The sequence below is a fragment of the Christiangramia pacifica genome (assembly GCF_057221535.1).
Genome location: NZ_CM170146.1, coordinates 883,908 through 900,352 on the forward strand (window position 1 = coordinate 883,908; position 16,445 = coordinate 900,352).

Annotated in this window: 21 protein-coding genes; 10 read left to right on the forward strand and 11 right to left on the reverse strand. The window is 37.7% G+C overall.

Annotated features, from left to right (window positions below):
• The first annotated feature begins 17 nt into the window (after positions 1 to 17).
• Together AC2S94_RS04140 and AC2S94_RS04145 are read left to right on the forward strand one after the other, a co-directional pair.
• Positions 18 to 371: an arsenate reductase family protein gene (locus AC2S94_RS04140; RefSeq protein WP_484630247.1), complete on the forward strand. Its 354-nt coding sequence runs from the start codon at positions 18 to 20 to the stop codon at positions 369 to 371.
• Positions 364 to 1,263: a DMT family transporter gene (locus tag AC2S94_RS04145; protein WP_484630248.1), complete on the forward strand. Its 900-nt coding sequence runs from the start codon at positions 364 to 366 to the stop codon at positions 1,261 to 1,263. The genes AC2S94_RS04140 and AC2S94_RS04145 overlap by 8 nt, the downstream gene beginning before the upstream one ends.
• Positions 1,264 to 1,272: 9 nt before the next feature.
• Here AC2S94_RS04145 and AC2S94_RS04150 read toward each other — a convergent pair whose 3' ends face one another.
• The 3 genes from AC2S94_RS04150 to AC2S94_RS04160 all read right to left on the reverse strand — a co-directional run bounded on the left by AC2S94_RS04150 (position 1,273) and on the right by AC2S94_RS04160 (position 2,937).
• Entirely contained in the window at positions 1,273 to 1,710 is a 438-nt protein-coding gene (locus AC2S94_RS04150) for a hypothetical protein (RefSeq protein ID WP_484630249.1), read from the reverse strand.
• An 86-nt stretch (positions 1,711 to 1,796) separates the two neighbouring features.
• A complete protein-coding gene (locus AC2S94_RS04155; RefSeq protein ID WP_484630250.1) occupies positions 1,797 to 2,435 on the reverse strand; it encodes a hypothetical protein in 639 nt (212 codons plus the stop codon).
• 4 nt (positions 2,436 to 2,439) lie between these two features.
• The gene (locus AC2S94_RS04160) at positions 2,440 to 2,937 is read right to left on the reverse strand and encodes an acyl-CoA thioesterase (RefSeq protein ID WP_484630251.1); all 498 of its coding nucleotides are present in this window, start codon (positions 2,935 to 2,937) and stop codon (positions 2,440 to 2,442) included.
• An 84-nt stretch (positions 2,938 to 3,021) separates the two neighbouring features.
• Between AC2S94_RS04160 and AC2S94_RS04165 the strand changes: the two genes are divergently transcribed.
• The 4 genes from AC2S94_RS04165 to nadD all read left to right on the forward strand — a co-directional run bounded on the left by AC2S94_RS04165 (position 3,022) and on the right by nadD (position 6,104).
• Positions 3,022 to 3,987: a YheT family hydrolase gene (locus tag AC2S94_RS04165; RefSeq protein ID WP_484630252.1), complete on the forward strand. Its 966-nt coding sequence runs from the start codon at positions 3,022 to 3,024 to the stop codon at positions 3,985 to 3,987.
• A gap of 90 nt (positions 3,988 to 4,077) precedes the next feature.
• Positions 4,078 to 4,935, forward strand: coding sequence for a YicC/YloC family endoribonuclease (locus AC2S94_RS04170; RefSeq protein WP_484630253.1), 858 nt, complete (start codon positions 4,078 to 4,080; stop codon positions 4,933 to 4,935).
• Positions 4,936 to 5,523, forward strand: a complete 588-nt coding sequence (gene gmk / locus AC2S94_RS04175) for a guanylate kinase (RefSeq protein WP_484630254.1) — start codon at positions 4,936 to 4,938, stop codon at positions 5,521 to 5,523.
• Positions 5,520 to 6,104, forward strand: coding sequence for a nicotinate (nicotinamide) nucleotide adenylyltransferase (gene nadD / locus AC2S94_RS04180; RefSeq protein ID WP_484630255.1), 585 nt, complete (start codon positions 5,520 to 5,522; stop codon positions 6,102 to 6,104). Before gmk ends, nadD begins: the two co-directional genes overlap by 4 nt.
• Positions 6,105 to 6,245: 141 nt before the next feature.
• Here nadD and lysM read toward each other — a convergent pair whose 3' ends face one another.
• Positions 6,246 to 6,734 carry a peptidoglycan-binding protein LysM gene (gene lysM / locus AC2S94_RS04185; RefSeq protein ID WP_484630256.1) on the reverse strand — a complete coding sequence of 163 codons (489 nt, stop codon included), beginning with the start codon at positions 6,732 to 6,734 and terminating at the stop codon, positions 6,246 to 6,248.
• Positions 6,735 to 7,089: 355 nt separating this feature from the next.
• On the opposite strand from lysM, the gene AC2S94_RS04190 reads away from it, so the two are divergent.
• The 3 genes from AC2S94_RS04190 to AC2S94_RS04200 all read left to right on the forward strand — a co-directional run bounded on the left by AC2S94_RS04190 (position 7,090) and on the right by AC2S94_RS04200 (position 10,696).
• Positions 7,090 to 8,085: an NAD(P)H-dependent glycerol-3-phosphate dehydrogenase gene (locus AC2S94_RS04190; protein ID WP_484630257.1), complete on the forward strand. Its 996-nt coding sequence runs from the start codon at positions 7,090 to 7,092 to the stop codon at positions 8,083 to 8,085.
• Between the two features lie 126 nt (positions 8,086 to 8,211).
• Positions 8,212 to 8,856, forward strand: a complete 645-nt coding sequence (locus tag AC2S94_RS04195) for a hypothetical protein (RefSeq protein ID WP_484630258.1) — start codon at positions 8,212 to 8,214, stop codon at positions 8,854 to 8,856.
• 184 nt (positions 8,857 to 9,040) lie between these two features.
• Positions 9,041 to 10,696: an LVIVD repeat-containing protein gene (locus AC2S94_RS04200; RefSeq protein ID WP_484630259.1), complete on the forward strand. Its 1,656-nt coding sequence runs from the start codon at positions 9,041 to 9,043 to the stop codon at positions 10,694 to 10,696.
• An 80-nt stretch (positions 10,697 to 10,776) separates the two neighbouring features.
• Here AC2S94_RS04200 and AC2S94_RS04205 read toward each other — a convergent pair whose 3' ends face one another.
• From AC2S94_RS04205 to AC2S94_RS04225, 5 genes are all read right to left on the reverse strand, one after another.
• Positions 10,777 to 11,172 carry a hypothetical protein gene (locus AC2S94_RS04205; protein WP_484630260.1) on the reverse strand — a complete coding sequence of 132 codons (396 nt, stop codon included), beginning with the start codon at positions 11,170 to 11,172 and terminating at the stop codon, positions 10,777 to 10,779.
• A complete protein-coding gene (locus tag AC2S94_RS04210) occupies positions 11,169 to 11,345 on the reverse strand; it encodes a hypothetical protein (RefSeq protein ID WP_484630261.1) in 177 nt (58 codons plus the stop codon). Before AC2S94_RS04210 ends, AC2S94_RS04205 begins: the two co-directional genes overlap by 4 nt.
• Positions 11,345 to 12,364 carry a phenylalanine--tRNA ligase subunit alpha gene (gene pheS / locus AC2S94_RS04215; RefSeq protein WP_484630262.1) on the reverse strand — a complete coding sequence of 340 codons (1,020 nt, stop codon included), beginning with the start codon at positions 12,362 to 12,364 and terminating at the stop codon, positions 11,345 to 11,347. Before pheS ends, AC2S94_RS04210 begins: the two co-directional genes overlap by 1 nt.
• Positions 12,365 to 12,442: 78 nt before the next feature.
• Positions 12,443 to 13,126: a hypothetical protein gene (locus AC2S94_RS04220; protein ID WP_484630263.1), complete on the reverse strand. Its 684-nt coding sequence runs from the start codon at positions 13,124 to 13,126 to the stop codon at positions 12,443 to 12,445.
• Between the two features lie 12 nt (positions 13,127 to 13,138).
• The gene (locus AC2S94_RS04225; RefSeq protein WP_484630264.1) at positions 13,139 to 13,495 is read right to left on the reverse strand and encodes a hypothetical protein; all 357 of its coding nucleotides are present in this window, start codon (positions 13,493 to 13,495) and stop codon (positions 13,139 to 13,141) included.
• Between the two features lie 45 nt (positions 13,496 to 13,540).
• Here AC2S94_RS04225 and AC2S94_RS04230 point away from each other — a divergent pair, with 45 nt between their 5' ends.
• Entirely contained in the window at positions 13,541 to 14,071 is a 531-nt protein-coding gene (locus AC2S94_RS04230; RefSeq protein WP_484630265.1) for a CvpA family protein, read from the forward strand.
• Between the two features lie 72 nt (positions 14,072 to 14,143).
• On the opposite strand, the gene AC2S94_RS04235 is transcribed toward AC2S94_RS04230, so the two are convergent.
• Together AC2S94_RS04235 and AC2S94_RS04240 are read right to left on the reverse strand one after the other, a co-directional pair.
• Positions 14,144 to 14,767: a carbonic anhydrase family protein gene (locus AC2S94_RS04235; RefSeq protein WP_484630266.1), complete on the reverse strand. Its 624-nt coding sequence runs from the start codon at positions 14,765 to 14,767 to the stop codon at positions 14,144 to 14,146.
• Positions 14,768 to 14,825: 58 nt separating this feature from the next.
• A complete protein-coding gene (locus tag AC2S94_RS04240; RefSeq protein ID WP_484630267.1) occupies positions 14,826 to 16,403 on the reverse strand; it encodes a SulP family inorganic anion transporter in 1,578 nt (525 codons plus the stop codon).
• Positions 16,404 to 16,445: the final 42 nt, after the last annotated feature.

Consider the following 16,445-nt stretch of genomic DNA (forward strand, 5'->3'; position numbering starts at 1 on the left):
AGCATAAATCATATGTCATGAAGAAAATATACCACCTTTCCACCTGTGATACCTGCAAAAGAATTTTGAACGAACTTGAAGTTCCGGAAGCGTTCATTCTTCAGGACATTAAAACACAAGAGATCACCAGCGATCAATTAGAAGAGATGTACAATCTTTCAGGTAGCTACGAATCGCTATTCAGTAAAAGAGCCAGGCTTTATAAAGATAAAGACCTAAAGAATAAAGATTTGGAAGAGGACGACTTTAAAAATCTTATTCTTGAGCATTATACCTTTCTTAAAAGACCGGTTATTATTAATAATGATGAGATCTTTATAGGCAATTCGAAAAAAACAGTAGCCAGCGCTAAAGAATCTATTCATGGATAAAAGCCGAATTCTGGCTATTTTGGCCGCCTTCCTGGCAAGTGCCATTTATGGAGTTAACCACACGATTGCCAAAGGATTGATGCCACTTTACATTGAGCCTTTCGGATTTATTCTATTGCGGGTAAGCGGAGCGGCGATACTCTTCTGGATCATCAGTATTTTTGCACCCAAGGAGAAGATTGCAACATCAGACTGGCCGAGGATTTTAGGCTGTGCAATTTTCGGAATGGTGATAAATATGCTGTTTTTCTTTAAAGGTTTAAGTCTTTCCACTCCTATAAACAGTTCTGTAATTATCACGCTTTCACCAGTGATGGTGCTCATCCTGGCCTCTATCCTTATTAAGGAACGAATAACCTTATTGAAAACTTTGGGGATCATTATCGGGATGGCCGGAGCATTGGTGCTGGTTCTGTTTAGCACGGGCGAGAATTTCAATGCACCTAACATACCTCTTGGAAATGTTCTATTTATCGTAAATGCATTTTCCTACGGACTTTACCTAATCCTGGTGAAACCGCTTACTAAAAAGTATCGCGCCATCACTCTGATGAAATGGTTATTCTTGATCGCTATTTTTATTAATCTACCGGTGACCTATTCAGAATTTATGGATGTTGAATGGGCCAGCCTGCCCTTCGATGCGATCTGGAAAATGGGATTTGTAGTATTAGGAACCACTTTTATGACCTATTTACTTAATATATATGCCTTGAAGCAATTGTCACCCTCAACGATAAGCGCTTTTATCTATTTACAGCCGTTGATTGCGATCACCTTTGCTATTTCGGTAGGTGCAGATAAATTAACCTGGATAAAAGCACTAGCTGCAGGACTCGTTTTCATTGGAGTTTATATGGTTAGCATGAAAAAGACCAAGGTTAAATCATAAAGTGTTTCATTACCAAACACTAAAATTATTATTCCAGGTTAAAGCTGCCAAGCTACCTAGAACAGCAAATACTCCAACAATCGATATTAAAATTGTCCCGATAGTAGATAAAGTATAATTCTTAGCCTGAACCTGATCAATATTTAAAGTTTTCAAACCATAGCTGTAAAACTTACCGTTACTGGTGCCAATAACTCCCAGATCCTTAAGCTTTTTCGATGTACTTGAGTTTCCCCGCGTATAACCATAGAATTCTCCCTCCTTATCAGCGATCCATTTGAACTTTAATTTATCCCCTGCATCGGTTTTCACCCTCACCTTCCGATTAGTTTCTGATGCCTTTTCCAGACTAATATTTGCGGAATGATAAATATTGCAACTTTGAAAAATAATGAGGATAGCGAGAAATCTCGCGCAGAATTGCATTATGAATTTTGAACTTTTCATACGCTTGAAATTTTGCATTCAAGGCTGAAAGTTAGGATAGAATTGCCAGGGATACTGTAAAGTTACTGTTTTACAGCAAATTAATATTATGAAGCCCGGATTATTTTTCTGAGTTCCGTTGAAGATATCAGGTTTTTAATTCCAATTTTACCCTCAAAATATTCAAAAATTTCGTCCTCATTAAGGGAGTAGATCTCTTTCAAACCTCTTATGATCGTAAGCAGATATTGATCATCCGGCGGATTAATTTCATTTTCCAGAAAAATTTCACTGGTAAAGCTCACAATTGGAGCACCATCTATTTCCCCAAGGTATAGAAGAAGTCCGTACCGGCCATCCTTTAAACAATTATAATAGCCTTTCTTTCTAAGCTCACTGAAATCTATGCTTATTTCTCCTTCGAACTTCAACTCCTGTCTCACTAAATCTCTAAACTGACTGGCATTTATCAAATATGTTCTACCCAAGGTATTGGCCGACGAATTTTTTTCAGGTTTTAAAAAGCAAATACCGCCTCCATTCCATGTAGGAGATTTCATAGCGAAATAAAGTTCATGATCTATGGTAATGACACGGCTGTCCTTTGGTTCGGTTTTATCTGCGCAACCAGTGAAGTTTTTTAATGCTCCGGGCGGTGTCCCACCACTGATGTAGCACATAAATCGCTCTTTCCTGATGTTCGAGCCATAACATGCATACCAGACCTCCTTTACTTTCTCCTCCATAGAATTACAGAGCTTGTAATTCTTCCGGAGAAATGTTTTCAGGACGTTTTCCGAATTTACGTGTGTCTTCTTTAGTTAAGGTTCTAAAATCCTTGGTTTTTGGAGTATTATTAAGATTGGCAAAAAGCTCTTCTGGTAATTTGGTAAGTTTCCGTTCTTCAAGGTCAATCCATGAACCCATCATTTCACAGGTAGCACAATTCCTTCCCTTGTGATCATAGATCTTATGTACAAATTCAAAATACATCCCGTCTTCAGAAAGTCCGCTAAGTTCCAGAGTAACCGTAACCGGTTCACCAGCAAAAATTTCCTTGAAATAATAAACATGCTCATAGAAGACGATAGGTCCAAGATTGTAATGCGATAATTGCTTCTGGCCGAATCCATTTTCCATCAAAAATCCCATACGGGTATGGCTCATAAAATTTATAAACGCTGAATTTGCCAAATGCCTGTTAGCATCCAGATCGCTCCATCTTATTTCGAATTTCTTACTGTACATAATCTTCAATTTATTCAAAACTACCAATAATTATTATGCATGCATACCATATTTTACCTAAGTTTATATTAAAATTGAATTAGAATGCCGCTTATAACTGGAAATTATGTTCCACCGGGAATATTCAAAAATGCCGATGCTTCCACCATTTACGCGGCAACCCTGAGAAAAGTTGAAATTCCGATCTACGAGAGAGAAAGAATTGAGCTTAGCGATGGTGATTTTATAGATCTTGACTGGAGTAATTCCAGGAAGGAAAAATCTGATAAATTGGTAATTCTGCTACATGGGCTTGCAGGAAATACTGACAGACCTTATATGAAAGGAATGGCTCGAATTTTCAATCAAAATGGCTGGGATGCCGTGGCTATGAATTTTCGAGGATGCAGTGAGGAACTGAACAGGTTTTTCAGAAGTTACCATGCAGGTGCAAGCGACGATCTTGCTGAAGTTCTCACCCATATTCTCACTTTGAATAAATATGCTAAGATCGCCCTGGTTGGATTCAGTCTTGGCGGAAATATGCTGATGAAATATCTCGGTGAAAATCGCAGTCTACCGGCAGAGATCATTGGAGCTGTTGGCGTATCGGTGCCATGCGATCTTTCAGGCTCACTGGGAGCCATCAACCGGATGCGTAATTTCGTTTATTCAAAACGGTTTGAACTCAATTTGAAGCAACACCTACTGGCCCGTGCGAAGAAATTTCCGGATCATATTCAGAAAAAGCAAATCGCTGCCTGCAGTTCTTTGAGAGATATAGATGATCTATATACCTCAAAGGCTCATGGCTATAAGAATGCCGAAGATTACTACCAGAAAACAAGTGCGAAAAACTTTTTACCCGGAATTGAAAAACCAGTTATGATCTTAAGCGCGAAAAATGATTCTTTTTTATCTCCCGAATGCTATCCTAACGAGATCGCTAAAAATTCTGAAAATCTTTACCTGGAGATGCCCGCATATGGTGGCCATGTTGGTTTCGTGACCAAAGACAAGGCTTATTATCATGAAAAACGAGCCTTTGAATTTATTAGTTCTTTGGAATAGCTCGCGATTTTGTTCGGTTTTATCAAGACCTTAATCAATTGGAGATGCTATAGAATTGATTATCTTTGCGCAAGCTTTTAAAATTCAGGCATGATTCAATCTATGACAGGCTTCGGGAAAAGCGTTACCCAAATTCCCAATAAAAAAATCACTGTAGAGTTAAAATCTTTGAACAGTAAGAATTTTGACCTGAATGCTCGCATTCCTTCGCAATACCGCGAAAAAGAATTAGACCTTCGGAATATCATTTCAAACAGTTTGAGCCGCGGAAAGGTGGATCTTTCGATCTATGTAGAATACACCGGTGAACAAACTTCTACCAATGTAAATACTGAAGTGGTCAAGAATTACATCGATCAGTTACGAGACATTGTAAATGCAAGCGAAATTGAACTTCTTAAGATGGCTGTAAAAATGCCAGATTCGCTTAAAACTGAAAGAGACGAGATAGATGAAGAGGAATTCCAGGCGATCGAGGAAGCTGTGGAAGCTGCACTTAAAGAGATCAACAACTTTAGAACAGATGAAGGTAAGGCTCTGGAAAAAGATCTTCAACTTCGAATTTCCAATATTCAGGAACTCTTAAATGAAGTCATTAAAATTGATCCAGACAGGGTTGAGGCAGTTCGCGAAAGACTTCGAAAAGGAATTGAAGATATCAAAGAACAGGCTGACGAAAATCGCTTTGAGCAGGAGATCGTTTATTATATTGAAAAATTTGATATAACCGAAGAAAAAGTAAGATTGGATAATCACCTTGATTATTTTCAAAAAACATTAAATACAAAAGACTCTAACGGTAGAAAACTTGCTTTCATTTCACAGGAAATTGGGCGCGAGATCAATACCATTGGTAGTAAATCTAATTATGCCCCTATGCAGCAACTAGTGGTGCAGATGAAAGACGAATTGGAAAAAATTAAAGAACAAATTCTAAACGTACTCTAAATGAGCGAAGGGAAACTTATCGTATTTTCAGCTCCCTCAGGATCTGGTAAAACAACGATAGTACGTCACTTATTAAAGCACCAGGAATTAAAGCTGGATTTTTCCATATCGGCAACTTCTCGCGAGCCGAGAGGTAATGAGGTGGATGGACAGGATTACTATTTTCTTTCTTTAAAAGATTTCAAACAAAAGATCAAAAACGACGAATTCCTGGAATGGGAAGAAGTATATAGAGATAATTTCTACGGAACATTAAAAAGTGAAGTAGAACGTATCTGGAAAAAAGGCAAACACGTGATCTTTGATATTGATGTTGTGGGAGGACTGGATATTAAGAATATTTATCCGGAAAGAACGCTTGCTGTTTTTGTAAAACCACCAAGCATTGAAGAATTAAAGATTCGTCTAAAGAAAAGGAAAACCGAAAGCGATGATAAGATAAGTATGCGAGTCGCTAAGGCCTCTATCGAGTTGGCCACTGCTCCTCAATTTGATTTTATCATTGAGAATAACCATCTTGGAACTGCATTAAAAGAAGCTTACAACCTGGTTTCTAATTACGTGGGCGCTGAAAAACTTGAAGAATGAATAGAAAGGTAGGCTTGTTCTTTGGAACTTTTAATCCTATTCACACCGGTCACCTGATCATTGCCAATCATTTGGCCGAATATTCAGATCTTGAAGAGATCTGGCTGGTAGTAACTCCGCATAATCCCCATAAAAAGAAAAGTAGCCTTCTTGATAATCATCATAGGCTTGAGATGGTTTACAAAGCTTGTGAAAGCTATGATAAGCTTAAACCGAGCAATATAGAATTCGATCTTCCACAACCAAACTATACGGTAAATACGCTGGCCTATTTACAGGAAAAATTTCCAAGCAATGAATTCTGCCTCATCATGGGGGAGGATAATCTGAAAAGCTTTCACAAATGGAAGAATTCAGAAGTAATTGTGGAGAATCATGAAATTTACGTTTATCCTAGAATTGCTTCTGGTGAAGTTGCTGATGATTATAAATCACATGCAAAGATCCATCGTGTAGATGCGCCAATAGTTGAAATCTCTTCTACCTTCATAAGAAAATCGATCAAAGAATCTAAAAATGTAAGACCTTTTCTGGATGAAAAGGTCTGGCAGTATATAGATGAAATGAATTTTTATAAATAGGTAAAAGACTGTTTAAAAACCTATGTTGAATCTTCAATTTAGCTGATTGAACCTACTTTTTTCATTGTGGAACTACAAGCTATAGAACGTCGACTGCTCTCAGTTTAACATTCTCAAGACTCTTAAACAGTCTCTTTTCTTCTATCTTTTTGAATCCATTGGAGGTATTCTTAGTACCTGTCCTGGATATATTTTGTCTGGATCCTGTAGCATCGGTTTGTTAGCTTCAAAAATCAACGGATATTGATTTGGATCTCCGTAATGCTCTTTTGAAATTTTGCTTAAAGTATCTCCTCTTTCTACCGTATGGAAAACTGCTTCCGGCTCAGTATTCTCAACATCAAGCCTGTCATCTACCTGAGCAATTCCTTCAGAATTACCTACGACAAGTATGATCTTTTCACGGTTCGCCTGATCCAGAGCTTTACCGGTAACGATAGCCATGTCGTTTTCAATATGAATTTTTAAGTTCTCAGCTTTCAAATTTAGGTCTTTGATAGTTTCTTCTAATTTTCTAGCTGCTTTTTCATTTTCTTTTAAATCGTCTTTGGTTCCTGCTTCAGTAGATTTAGGTTTATCTATTCCAAAAATCTTTTTTCCTGCGTCTTTAATGAATGAAAATATTCCCATTATAATGATTTATAGTTAGTTATTTAAATGTACAAAAGTGATTCAATTTTGTGAGTTGAAGCCGTCCTAAAGTTTTCCAAAAAATTCTTCTGAAATTAAAAAGACCGCTTCTCACGAAACGGTCTTTTCAACTAAATAACCAACCAAAAAAACTAAGAATGTTCTTCCAAAAAGATGAATAGAAGAACAATTTAATAACGGAGGCATTTTAGTTAGATTGTATAAATGAGATTTATTATATGTTAAACTTTAAATGCAGAATTGTTGAAATATTCTCAATAATTGCTATGATTAAAAGCGAAATACTTTAAATACTTCCAAATTTGACTATTTTTGGAAAAGAGAATGTAATTATATGAATAAAGCTCCGAGTTTTGGTGTCATAGGAGGTGGTAGCTGGGCCACTGCAATTGTAAAAATGTTATGTGAGAACCTTGAACAGGTGAACTGGTATATGCGGAGTGTATATGCCATAGAGCATATAAAAAAGCAGGATCATAATCCTAATTACCTAAGCTCCGTAGAATTTGATGTAAAACAACTCAATCTGAGCAATGATATTAATGAAACTGTTGCAGCTTCAGATTATATCATTTTCGCTATTCCTTCAGCATTTTTAAAACGGGAGTTAGATTCTCTTACAGTACCGCTAAAAGACAAGATCGTTTTTTCAGCGATTAAAGGTATTGTTCCTGAAACCAGTCTTATCGTAGGCGAACATTTTAATGAATATTTTGAAGTACCGATGGAAAATATTGGAATTCTTACAGGACCATGTCATGCGGAAGAAGTTGCCCTGGAAAGATTATCTTATTTAACCGTTGCCTGCCAGGACGAGAAAAAAGCTGAAATAGTCGCCGGTTATCTTGGGAGCGATTACATTACGTGTAAAATTAGTGATGATGTAATTGGAACCGAATATGCTGCAGTACTTAAAAACATTTACGCCATTGCCGCCGGAATTGCTCATGGTTTGGGGTATGGTGATAATTTCCAGAGTGTATTAATGAGTAATGCCATCCGGGAAATGAAGAAGTTCATTAAGAAAGTTCATAAGATGAAACGTAACATCAACGATTCAGCCTACCTCGGAGATCTTTTAGTAACAGGTTATTCTATATTTAGCCGTAACCGAATGTTCGGAAATATGATTGGAAAGGGATATACGGTAAAAAGTGCACAGATGGAGATGAGCATGGTTGCAGAGGGATACTATGCCACGGAAAGTGCCTACAAGATCAATAAAGAGAAAAAGGCCAAGACTCCGATCATAAATGCTGTTTATGCTATTCTTTATGAAGGTAAAAATCCTAAAAAGGTATTCAATAAGCTGGTAGATAAGCTTGATTAATGAAAGATTTTACTTACAGAATTACCTTATCTCGCTGAATTTTAATCTTTTCAGCGATTTTTTTTGCATTAATTCAAATTTTATGTATTACTTTTGCCCTAACCAAATTCTAATCAACCCATTATCATGAACAAAAAGTTATTAATGTTAGGTCTAGGACTGGGCGTATTCTTCGTTGGATGCCAGTCAGACCCGGTAACTGAAGACCTACAATCAGAAGAAGTTACTGCAGTTAAATCTGTAAAAGAAGCTAATGTGAACAAGATTCACGAACCAGGATTTATTGGAGCGATCCATGAGCCAGGTTTCTTAAAGAACGGTTTCGAAGATTGTGACATTTTCCCTATTTACGAAGGATCAAAAGATCTTCACGTTGCAAAAGGTGAAGTTATGGACTTCAGCGACCACACCCATTTAGAAAACCTGCGCGTAGCTGGTGAACTAAATATCTGTGGTGAGATTGAAACAGAAAAAAATACGATTATCAGACGTAACGGTGAAATGACCACTGTTGGTCTTGCGATCATTGGTTCAGAAGAAGAACCTAAGGATCTTGTGATCAACTACGGTGGACATTTCAATATTAATGGAGCTCTTGTAGTGACAGGAGACCTAATCATCAACACTGGTGGTACGTTACAATTCCTTAATGATGATCTTGAGCACAACTACCTTTGGGTAATGGGAGAGATCAGACAAGCTGACTATTCTTTCTTACAAGGTGAGTACAACTTGTATGAAGAAGAGCATGATCACGATCACGAACACTAAGATCTGATGACGATTATTATAAAAATTAAACCGGCGTAATTGCCGGTTTTTTTATGGAAAGAATTTTCTTATCGGATTTTTCATACACTTTATCGAAAAGTACTGTATTTCAAGGAGTTTCTATTTGTTACTCCAGTTAAATTGCTATTTTTACTTGCCCAAATACATTAACCTAACCAATCTTATGACTAGAAAATTACTAGCCCTTGGACTTTTTTCGGCACTATTTATAACTGCCTGCCAGAAAGATGATACAACAACTTCAGAAATTACAGATCAGAGATCTGATTTCAACACTACTACAGACGCCTCAGAATTAGCCAATGCAATTAATCTTAGCGAAACTGGTGTAGTTGGTGTAGCCAGAATAAATAATACCAGAGAGGCAGAACCAGCCTGGATCTTTGGGATTGAACAAATAGCACAACTTGACCCTCCAAAACTTAATGGAGAACTGCTTCGAGCAACCCATGTGGATGTAAAAGGAGATTTTGCCTATGTTTCTTATAATAAAGAAGGCGCTATCTATTTAGGAGCCATAGACATTGTTGATGTAAGCGATAAATATAATCCGGTGCTGGTAAGCAGGATGAAATCCAACATTGCAGATATCAATGCACTTTACGTAGACGGCAATAATAACATTGTTTTTACCGGTGCATCCATAAACGGAGAAGGAGCTAACCATACTTTACTTGGTTATGTTTCTACCCAGAATGGTAAGTTCTCTACAGATTTTAATCTTGATTACGGCCTTGCCGGTCACACGGGAGTACATGTGCTTGATTTCGACGGAAAAACTATTCTAATAAGTGGAAATTCTGGAATCGTGGGAAGCTACCAATATTCTAATGGAGACAGTGCTTTTGAATCTCTTGCCGAGATTGGTCTGGGAGATCTTAGGTCTGCAGCCAGCAATAACGATAAATTAGCAGTTTTAAGTGGTGATGACGGCTTGATTGACTTTAGTCTTGACGATGAGTTTATCGAGAATAAATCAATAACAACCGCCTCACTTACTGCTGAATCTAAAAGAACTATTGCCTGGTATAACAATCATGTACTGGTTTCTGAAGGCCTTGACGGTGCAGGAATTTATGATCTAGAAGCCGGAGAAAAAACCACCAGCCTGCCGCTAAAAGTTCATCCTGATGCTGGAACGGTTAGCGACGAAGATAAGGTTACCAATGCTGTATCTACAGATGGGAATTTCATCTACATGGCTAACGGTGGCGCCGGACTAGATATTATTAAATTAAATGATGCACTGAATCCGATTGCTGAAGGAATCGCAGAGATAGATGGTAGTGCTAATTTCGTCCAGGCGAAAGGAGAATATATTTACCTGGCCTCAGGTTCAGGATTAAAAATCTTAAAGATTATTGCCGGCTCAGAAGATGCTCTTAGATCAGATTTTCTTAGCTGTGAAGACTATGAACCATATACCGGCGATAAAAACCTTAATGTACCCTCTAATTCAGAAGAAGTATATAGCGGTACAATGAACCTTAAACACCTTAGCATTGAAGGAACGCTGAGCTTTTGCGGAGATATGCTAATTGAAAAGAGCGCTAATCTAAGCAGTTCTTCAAAACTTAACCTTTCCGGAAATTTCAAACTTGGAAATTCTAAATCTTCAGAAAACCTGGTTATTAATTCAGAAAGCGTATTCAAAGTAGAAGGATTGGTTGAAATTCACGGTGATCTGAATATTGAAAGCGGAGGAAGACTGGAATTTGTAGGATCAGATTCTAAGATCTTTGTTTCTGGTGAAGTTAAAATCAAAAGCGGCGGAGAGGTAATTGGAGACTTCGAAGATCTTAATGATAAATTCAATTAGTTTAGGTTAAAACAAAGTTGAAGAAAGAAGCCTCCGTTTTTATTTCGGAGGCTTTTTGATTTATTACAATTACGTATATACTATTTTGCTAATATTCCCTTCTCAGGGATAATGGGAATTTTTCCGGCAAACTTTTCATTGATAGTATTCGGCTTGAAAAGAAAAGTCTTTTCCATCATTTTGTTTCCGGCGAAGTATGTAAGCTTAAATTCATTATTCAGTTTAAGCACACCGTCCTGTAAGTATTCGATTTTGGCAAAATTCTTTGCCGGCAACACCTCGATCTTGTGTCTCATGACCGAAGTTTCCTTTTTCTTATCAAAACCCATAGAAACGATCAGTACCATTTCCAAGGCTTCATTAGTATCATTGATGAGATAAACATTCCATTCGTACGCTTCAAATTCTTCATTAAAGACTTTTACCGCGGCCACATGAACATCTTTTACCTCTGGTATCTCGATATCTTTCTTCAAAACTTATCTTCTGCTTTCTTCTTTATTTTCAGCCACAGGATCCATAGAACCACCGCCGCCACTGCCAGTAAAATAAGACCAAGGGTTATTTTGATAAGGGCAATTACAAAAGTGACATAGATAATGACGCCAATTATAATGATCGCTAAAATTAAGACGCCATATTTCTTCATTATAGTGCCGATTTAAATTGTTCCAGGAACCTCAGGTCGTTTTCATAGAACATCCTGATGTCTTCTATTTGGTATAATAACATTGCTATACGTTCTATTCCCATTCCAAAGGCGAATCCAGAATACTCCTGTGGATCTATATTACAGTTTCTAAGCACATTTGGATCTACCATTCCGCAACCCATGATCTCCAGCCATCCGGTTCCCTTGGTGATGCGGTAATCGGTTTCCGTTTCAAGTCCCCAATAAACATCTACCTCGGCACTTGGCTCGGTAAATGGGAAATATGAAGGTCTCAACCTGATCTTTGATTTGCCGAATAACTGCTTGGTGAAATACAAAATGGTTTGCTTCATATCTGCGAAAGAAACATCCTTGTCTATATATAAACCTTCAACCTGGTGGAATATACAGTGAGACCTTGCTGAAATTGCCTCATTTCTGAAAACTCTTCCCGGAGAAATCGTCCTGATAGGCGGTTTATTTTCTTCCATATATCTCACCTGAACCGAAGAAGTATGAGTTCTAAGAAGAATATCCGGATCTGTTTGGATAAAAAAAGTATCCTGCATATCTCTTGCCGGGTGGTATTCCGGAAGGTTAAGCGCCGTAAAGTTATGCCAGTCATCTTCCATTTCCGGTCCTTCAGAAACATTAAAACCTATGTTCGAAAATATTTCTGTGATTTGATTTTTTACAATTGATATTGGATGACGCGATCCTATTTCAACAGGTTCAGCCGGCCTGGAAAGGTCTCCATAAACACCTTTTTCTTCCTGGCTGTTTTCCAATTCTTCCTTCAAAGCATTTACTTTTGCCTGAGCAGAAGTTTTCAGCTCATTGATCGCCTGACCAAAATCTTTCTTTTCCTCGTTCGGAACATTCTTAAACTCAGCGAAAAACTCATTCAGAATTCCCTTTTTTCCGAGATATTTAATTCGGAAAGCTTCTATTTCATCTTTCGTCTTAGCATTAAAGCTTTCAACATCAGCGATATGTCCTTTAATTTTATCGATCATAGGTGATTTCGTTTCGGAAGCGCAAATTTAATAAAATTTAAAGCTAAACCTTCCCATTTTAAAGGCTTATTAAATATTCTATTTATCTGAAGGTAGCGTTGCAGGGGTGAGCTTTTCAATATAGATATAATTCATAAGGAAAAATACAGATAACGCGCCGAAGGTATGCCATAGCCAGTGTGTTCCCATCGGAAGGATCACCATAAAATTGTCGAGTATCCTGAAACTGATCGCCAGGCCAAAACTTAGAAAAGCCGCCAGTACAAATCCCCAGTGATGCAATTTTGTAGTGTAGAAATAGACGATTATTGGAAGTAACAGTCCTATAGCTGTTGCAATATATCCTACAGAGGTTTGAGAATGTGGAGAAAGTGGAATGAATCGCACACCAAACACCAGAAATAACACCGAAAGTATTAGAAAAAGACGCTTCTTCTTTGAAATTTTCAATTTGATGGTGTAATAAATTGAAACCGCAAGGCATAGTACTACGATCGGGAGCCAGTCCATATACATCCATACATCGTGACTGCGTGTGGCATGGTAAACCGTCCCACCAATAAATCCCATAAATAAAACCGGTAGACTCCAGGCCAGAAACCGATGATTTGCATAATCCCTGTAAACTCTCAATGAGAAATAGATGATTATGAGGAGGAAGAAAATATTGCTGTACGTATTAAAAGGCTCTACAGGCAACCTTCCTGCTAAAGTTTCCTGGTAAATTGGGCCGCTATCCTGCGGAAAAGAAAGAAAAAGCATTCCCGGGTTCATTCAGGAAATATAGTCTTTTTCCATAAAATATTGTACGATAGCCTCTTTCATTAAAACGCTTTGTTCGCCTGCTTTTAATGCCGGTAATTCTTCCTTGATTTTGAAATGTGGCCAGCCATCATCATCATAAAAATCGAATTCATAATAACCATAAGGTTCTAGTAAAGTGCAAATTGCAATATGCATTAAATCGATCTTGTGATCTTTCTTATATCTCTTATGAGGCTGTCCCAGTTCCTGTACTCCAACCAGATAGATGATGGCATCCAATTCCATTAATTCTCCATCTGCGAACTGATCTGAAAGTTTCTTCTGTACTCTCTCCCACCTCTCTTTTAATTGTTCATCTCTTGCCATATCGCAAAGATACTATCTACATTTTATAATTATTATATTTGATTTATGAATACGGTAGATATTATTTTGAGTCTGGTACTTTTATACGGACTGGTGCGAGGCTTTTTCAGGGGATTGCTTGCCGAGCTGGCTTCTCTTGTGGGAATAGTTGCCGGGATTTATGGAGCTGTACATTTCTCCCATTTTCTGGGAGAATTCTTATCTGAAATTGTAGAATGGAAAGTACAGTATATCAACCTCATTAGTTTTGCCATTACTTTCATCTTGATAGTTTTTCTGATTTCTCTCGCTGGTAAAATGCTTACTAAAATTGCAGCATTCGCAGCGCTAGGAATCGTGAACAAACTACTTGGTGGTGTTTTCGGGTTGATCAAATCTGCTTTCGTAGCCAGTGTAATTATCATGTTCTTTAAAGCTACTAACGAAAGAATTGAAATTGTTGAAGATAAAACGCTGGAAGAATCTATACTTTACCAACCGGTTGCTTCAATTGCACCAATTATACTTCCAACGATTTTAAAACAGGTTAGGGAACAGGACCTCTTGAATGATGATACCGAGGAGCCTTTAAAATAAAAGGTCTGAAACATTGAACTGCTCCAGACCTTAAATATCTTTTTCATAGCCTATTCCAGGCCGAAAGAGAAATTACAACAAAGTAACTTTACCGTTAGAAATTGAATAAACTCCTCCAACGATCTTTATTTCTCCATTATCTTCCATTTCCTTTAGAATAGGACTCTTTTCTCTGATTCTATCAATAGTTAGCTTTACATTGTTTTCAACAACTCCAGCTACGAACGAATCATTTTTAGAATTTCTTTCACCCTCTATTTTTGTTGCTTCTACAGCTGGCTTGATATTGCTTAATAGATGTGTGATATTTCCCAATTCCACATGGTCACATGCAGCCTTTACCGCGCCACACGATTCATGTCCTAACACCAAAACCAATTTGCTTCCCGCAACTTTGCAGGAATATTCCATACTTCCCAGAATATCTGTATTTTCAAAATTTCCTGCTACCCTGGCAGTGAAGATATCTCCAACTCCCTGGTCAAAAACTGTTTCTACAGGCACACGAGAATCTATGCATCCAAGGACAACCGCCTGCGGCCATTGACCACCACTGGTCTTACCAATTTGAGAAGCATAATCTCTCTGGTGCATTTTATTTTCAGTAAAACGCTTATTCCCGTCCATAAGGTCTTGCAGGACAGCATCCGGAGTCAATTCGGATTGTTTATTCTTATCTATAATTTCAGTAATCATAATTCAGTTTTTAAAAGTTCAATAAATTCAATTTCAGCAATTCTTCTGAAAATTCAATTTAAGCTGGTTTTTTATCTAATTCAAAAAATTGCTGGTAACTCTCAGGGTTTTCAACGGTTCCTCTTTCAGAAATTATCTTGATATCAATATTCTTCTCTTTGGCTTTGATCTTAAAATCATCCAGAATATCAATAATATCATTATCCAGATATCTCGTTTTAGTAACATCCATGATCAGGTATGAGTTTTCTTCAAGGTTATTTAGTTCTTTAAGAATTGCACCTTTATTAATGAAAGTTACTTCTTCAGCAAGTCTCATTTTAATCGTTTTACCTCCATTTTCCACATTCTCGATATGCAGGAAATACGAATTCTGGTAGCTTTTAATAAGTATCACAAAAATTCCAACTATTAGTCCAAGGCTGATACCTATTAGGAGATCTCCAAATACAATTCCAATAATGGTAACCATGAAAGGAATGAATTGTTTCCAGCCCGCTTTATACATTTGAGCGAACAAGGCTGGTTTTGCCAGTTTGTATCCTACAAGGAAAAGGATCGCTGCGAGTACTGAAAGTGGTATGTAATTAAGAATATTTGGAATGATTAAAACAGATATCAGTAACAAAAATCCATGCATGATCGCAGACATTTTAGTTTGTCCGCCAGACTGGATATTCGCAGAACTTCTAACGATTACCTGTGTAATTGGTAAACCACCAATCAACCCTGACATGACATTACCGGTTCCCTGTGCGAAAAGCTCTCTATTGGTTGGTGTGGTTCTTTTATGCGGATCTAATTTATCGGTAGCTTCAACACATAAAAGCGTTTCCAAACTTGCTACCAGTGCGATCGTGAATCCCGTGATCCAGATCTGGGCAGTGCCTATCATTTCAAGAGAAGGCAAAGTAAACTGGCCAATGAATGAATCGAAACTATCCGGAACAGGAACATTTACGAGGTGTTCTGCAGAGATACCCCAAGTTTCTGAATTCTGTGTTACCAAATAATATATGATCCCAACGGCTACCGCCACTAACGGCCCCTGTACCAGTTTAAAGAATTTACCTTTCTTGGAAAGAACTGCTTCCCAAAGTATAAGAATAAACATCCCTATGAATGCGATTAGAGTTGCACCCGGGCTAATATTATTGAACATATTGAACAGTTCTGAAAAGGTATTTTCACCGTCTACCTGGAAAAAGGCCCAGTCTCCCTGAGGATCATCGTCATATCCGAAGAAATGAGGAATTTGCTTTAAAATGATGATTATACCAATACCGGTTAGCATTCCTTTGATCACAGAATTCGGAAAATAATAACCAATAATACCGGCTTTTAGTAATCCAAATCCAATTTGAATAACTCCCCCTATAACAACCGCCAGTAAAAGGTTTTCATAACCCAAATTGGAAATTGCCGCAAGAACGATGGCAGCTAATCCAGCCGCCGGTCCACTCACTCCCAGACTGGAACCACTCATGGCTCCAACCACTATACCACCTATAATACCGGCAATAAGACCCGAAAATAATGGAGCTCCACTCGCGAGGGCAATTCCCAAACACAGAGGAATAGCCACGAAAAATACCACGATACTTGCCGGAAAATCTTTATTGAGATGTTTAAACATAATACACTTGTTTGTACAGGATTGATTTGCCTGTATGAAATT

Bases quoted from the DNA above. Each gene is read 5' to 3' on its own strand.
- AC2S94_RS04140 (WP_484630247.1), top strand. From the start codon at position 18: ATGAAGAAAATATACCACCTTTCCACCTGTGATACCTGCAAAAGAATT.
- AC2S94_RS04145 (WP_484630248.1), top strand. From the start codon at position 364: ATGGATAAAAGCCGAATTCTGGCTATTTTGGCCGCCTTCCTGGCAAGT.
- AC2S94_RS04150 (WP_484630249.1), bottom strand. From the start codon at position 1,710: ATGAAAAGTTCAAAATTCATAATGCAATTCTGCGCGAGATTTCTCGCT.
- AC2S94_RS04155 (WP_484630250.1), bottom strand. From the start codon at position 2,435: ATGGAGGAGAAAGTAAAGGAGGTCTGGTATGCATGTTATGGCTCGAAC.
- AC2S94_RS04160 (WP_484630251.1), bottom strand. From the start codon at position 2,937: ATGTACAGTAAGAAATTCGAAATAAGATGGAGCGATCTGGATGCTAAC.
- AC2S94_RS04165 (WP_484630252.1), top strand. From the start codon at position 3,022: ATGCCGCTTATAACTGGAAATTATGTTCCACCGGGAATATTCAAAAAT.
- AC2S94_RS04170 (WP_484630253.1), top strand. From the start codon at position 4,078: ATGATTCAATCTATGACAGGCTTCGGGAAAAGCGTTACCCAAATTCCC.
- gmk (WP_484630254.1), top strand. From the start codon at position 4,936: ATGAGCGAAGGGAAACTTATCGTATTTTCAGCTCCCTCAGGATCTGGT.
- nadD (WP_484630255.1), top strand. From the start codon at position 5,520: ATGAATAGAAAGGTAGGCTTGTTCTTTGGAACTTTTAATCCTATTCAC.
- lysM (WP_484630256.1), bottom strand. From the start codon at position 6,734: ATGGGAATATTTTCATTCATTAAAGACGCAGGAAAAAAGATTTTTGGA.
- AC2S94_RS04190 (WP_484630257.1), top strand. From the start codon at position 7,090: ATGAATAAAGCTCCGAGTTTTGGTGTCATAGGAGGTGGTAGCTGGGCC.
- AC2S94_RS04195 (WP_484630258.1), top strand. From the start codon at position 8,212: ATGAACAAAAAGTTATTAATGTTAGGTCTAGGACTGGGCGTATTCTTC.
- AC2S94_RS04200 (WP_484630259.1), top strand. From the start codon at position 9,041: ATGACTAGAAAATTACTAGCCCTTGGACTTTTTTCGGCACTATTTATA.
- AC2S94_RS04210 (WP_484630261.1), bottom strand. From the start codon at position 11,345: ATGAAGAAATATGGCGTCTTAATTTTAGCGATCATTATAATTGGCGTC.
- pheS (WP_484630262.1), bottom strand. From the start codon at position 12,364: ATGATCGATAAAATTAAAGGACATATCGCTGATGTTGAAAGCTTTAAT.
- AC2S94_RS04220 (WP_484630263.1), bottom strand. From the start codon at position 13,126: ATGCTTTTTCTTTCTTTTCCGCAGGATAGCGGCCCAATTTACCAGGAA.
- AC2S94_RS04225 (WP_484630264.1), bottom strand. From the start codon at position 13,495: ATGGCAAGAGATGAACAATTAAAAGAGAGGTGGGAGAGAGTACAGAAG.
- AC2S94_RS04230 (WP_484630265.1), top strand. From the start codon at position 13,541: ATGAATACGGTAGATATTATTTTGAGTCTGGTACTTTTATACGGACTG.
- AC2S94_RS04235 (WP_484630266.1), bottom strand. From the start codon at position 14,767: ATGATTACTGAAATTATAGATAAGAATAAACAATCCGAATTGACTCCG.
- AC2S94_RS04240 (WP_484630267.1), bottom strand. From the start codon at position 16,403: ATGTTTAAACATCTCAATAAAGATTTTCCGGCAAGTATCGTGGTATTT.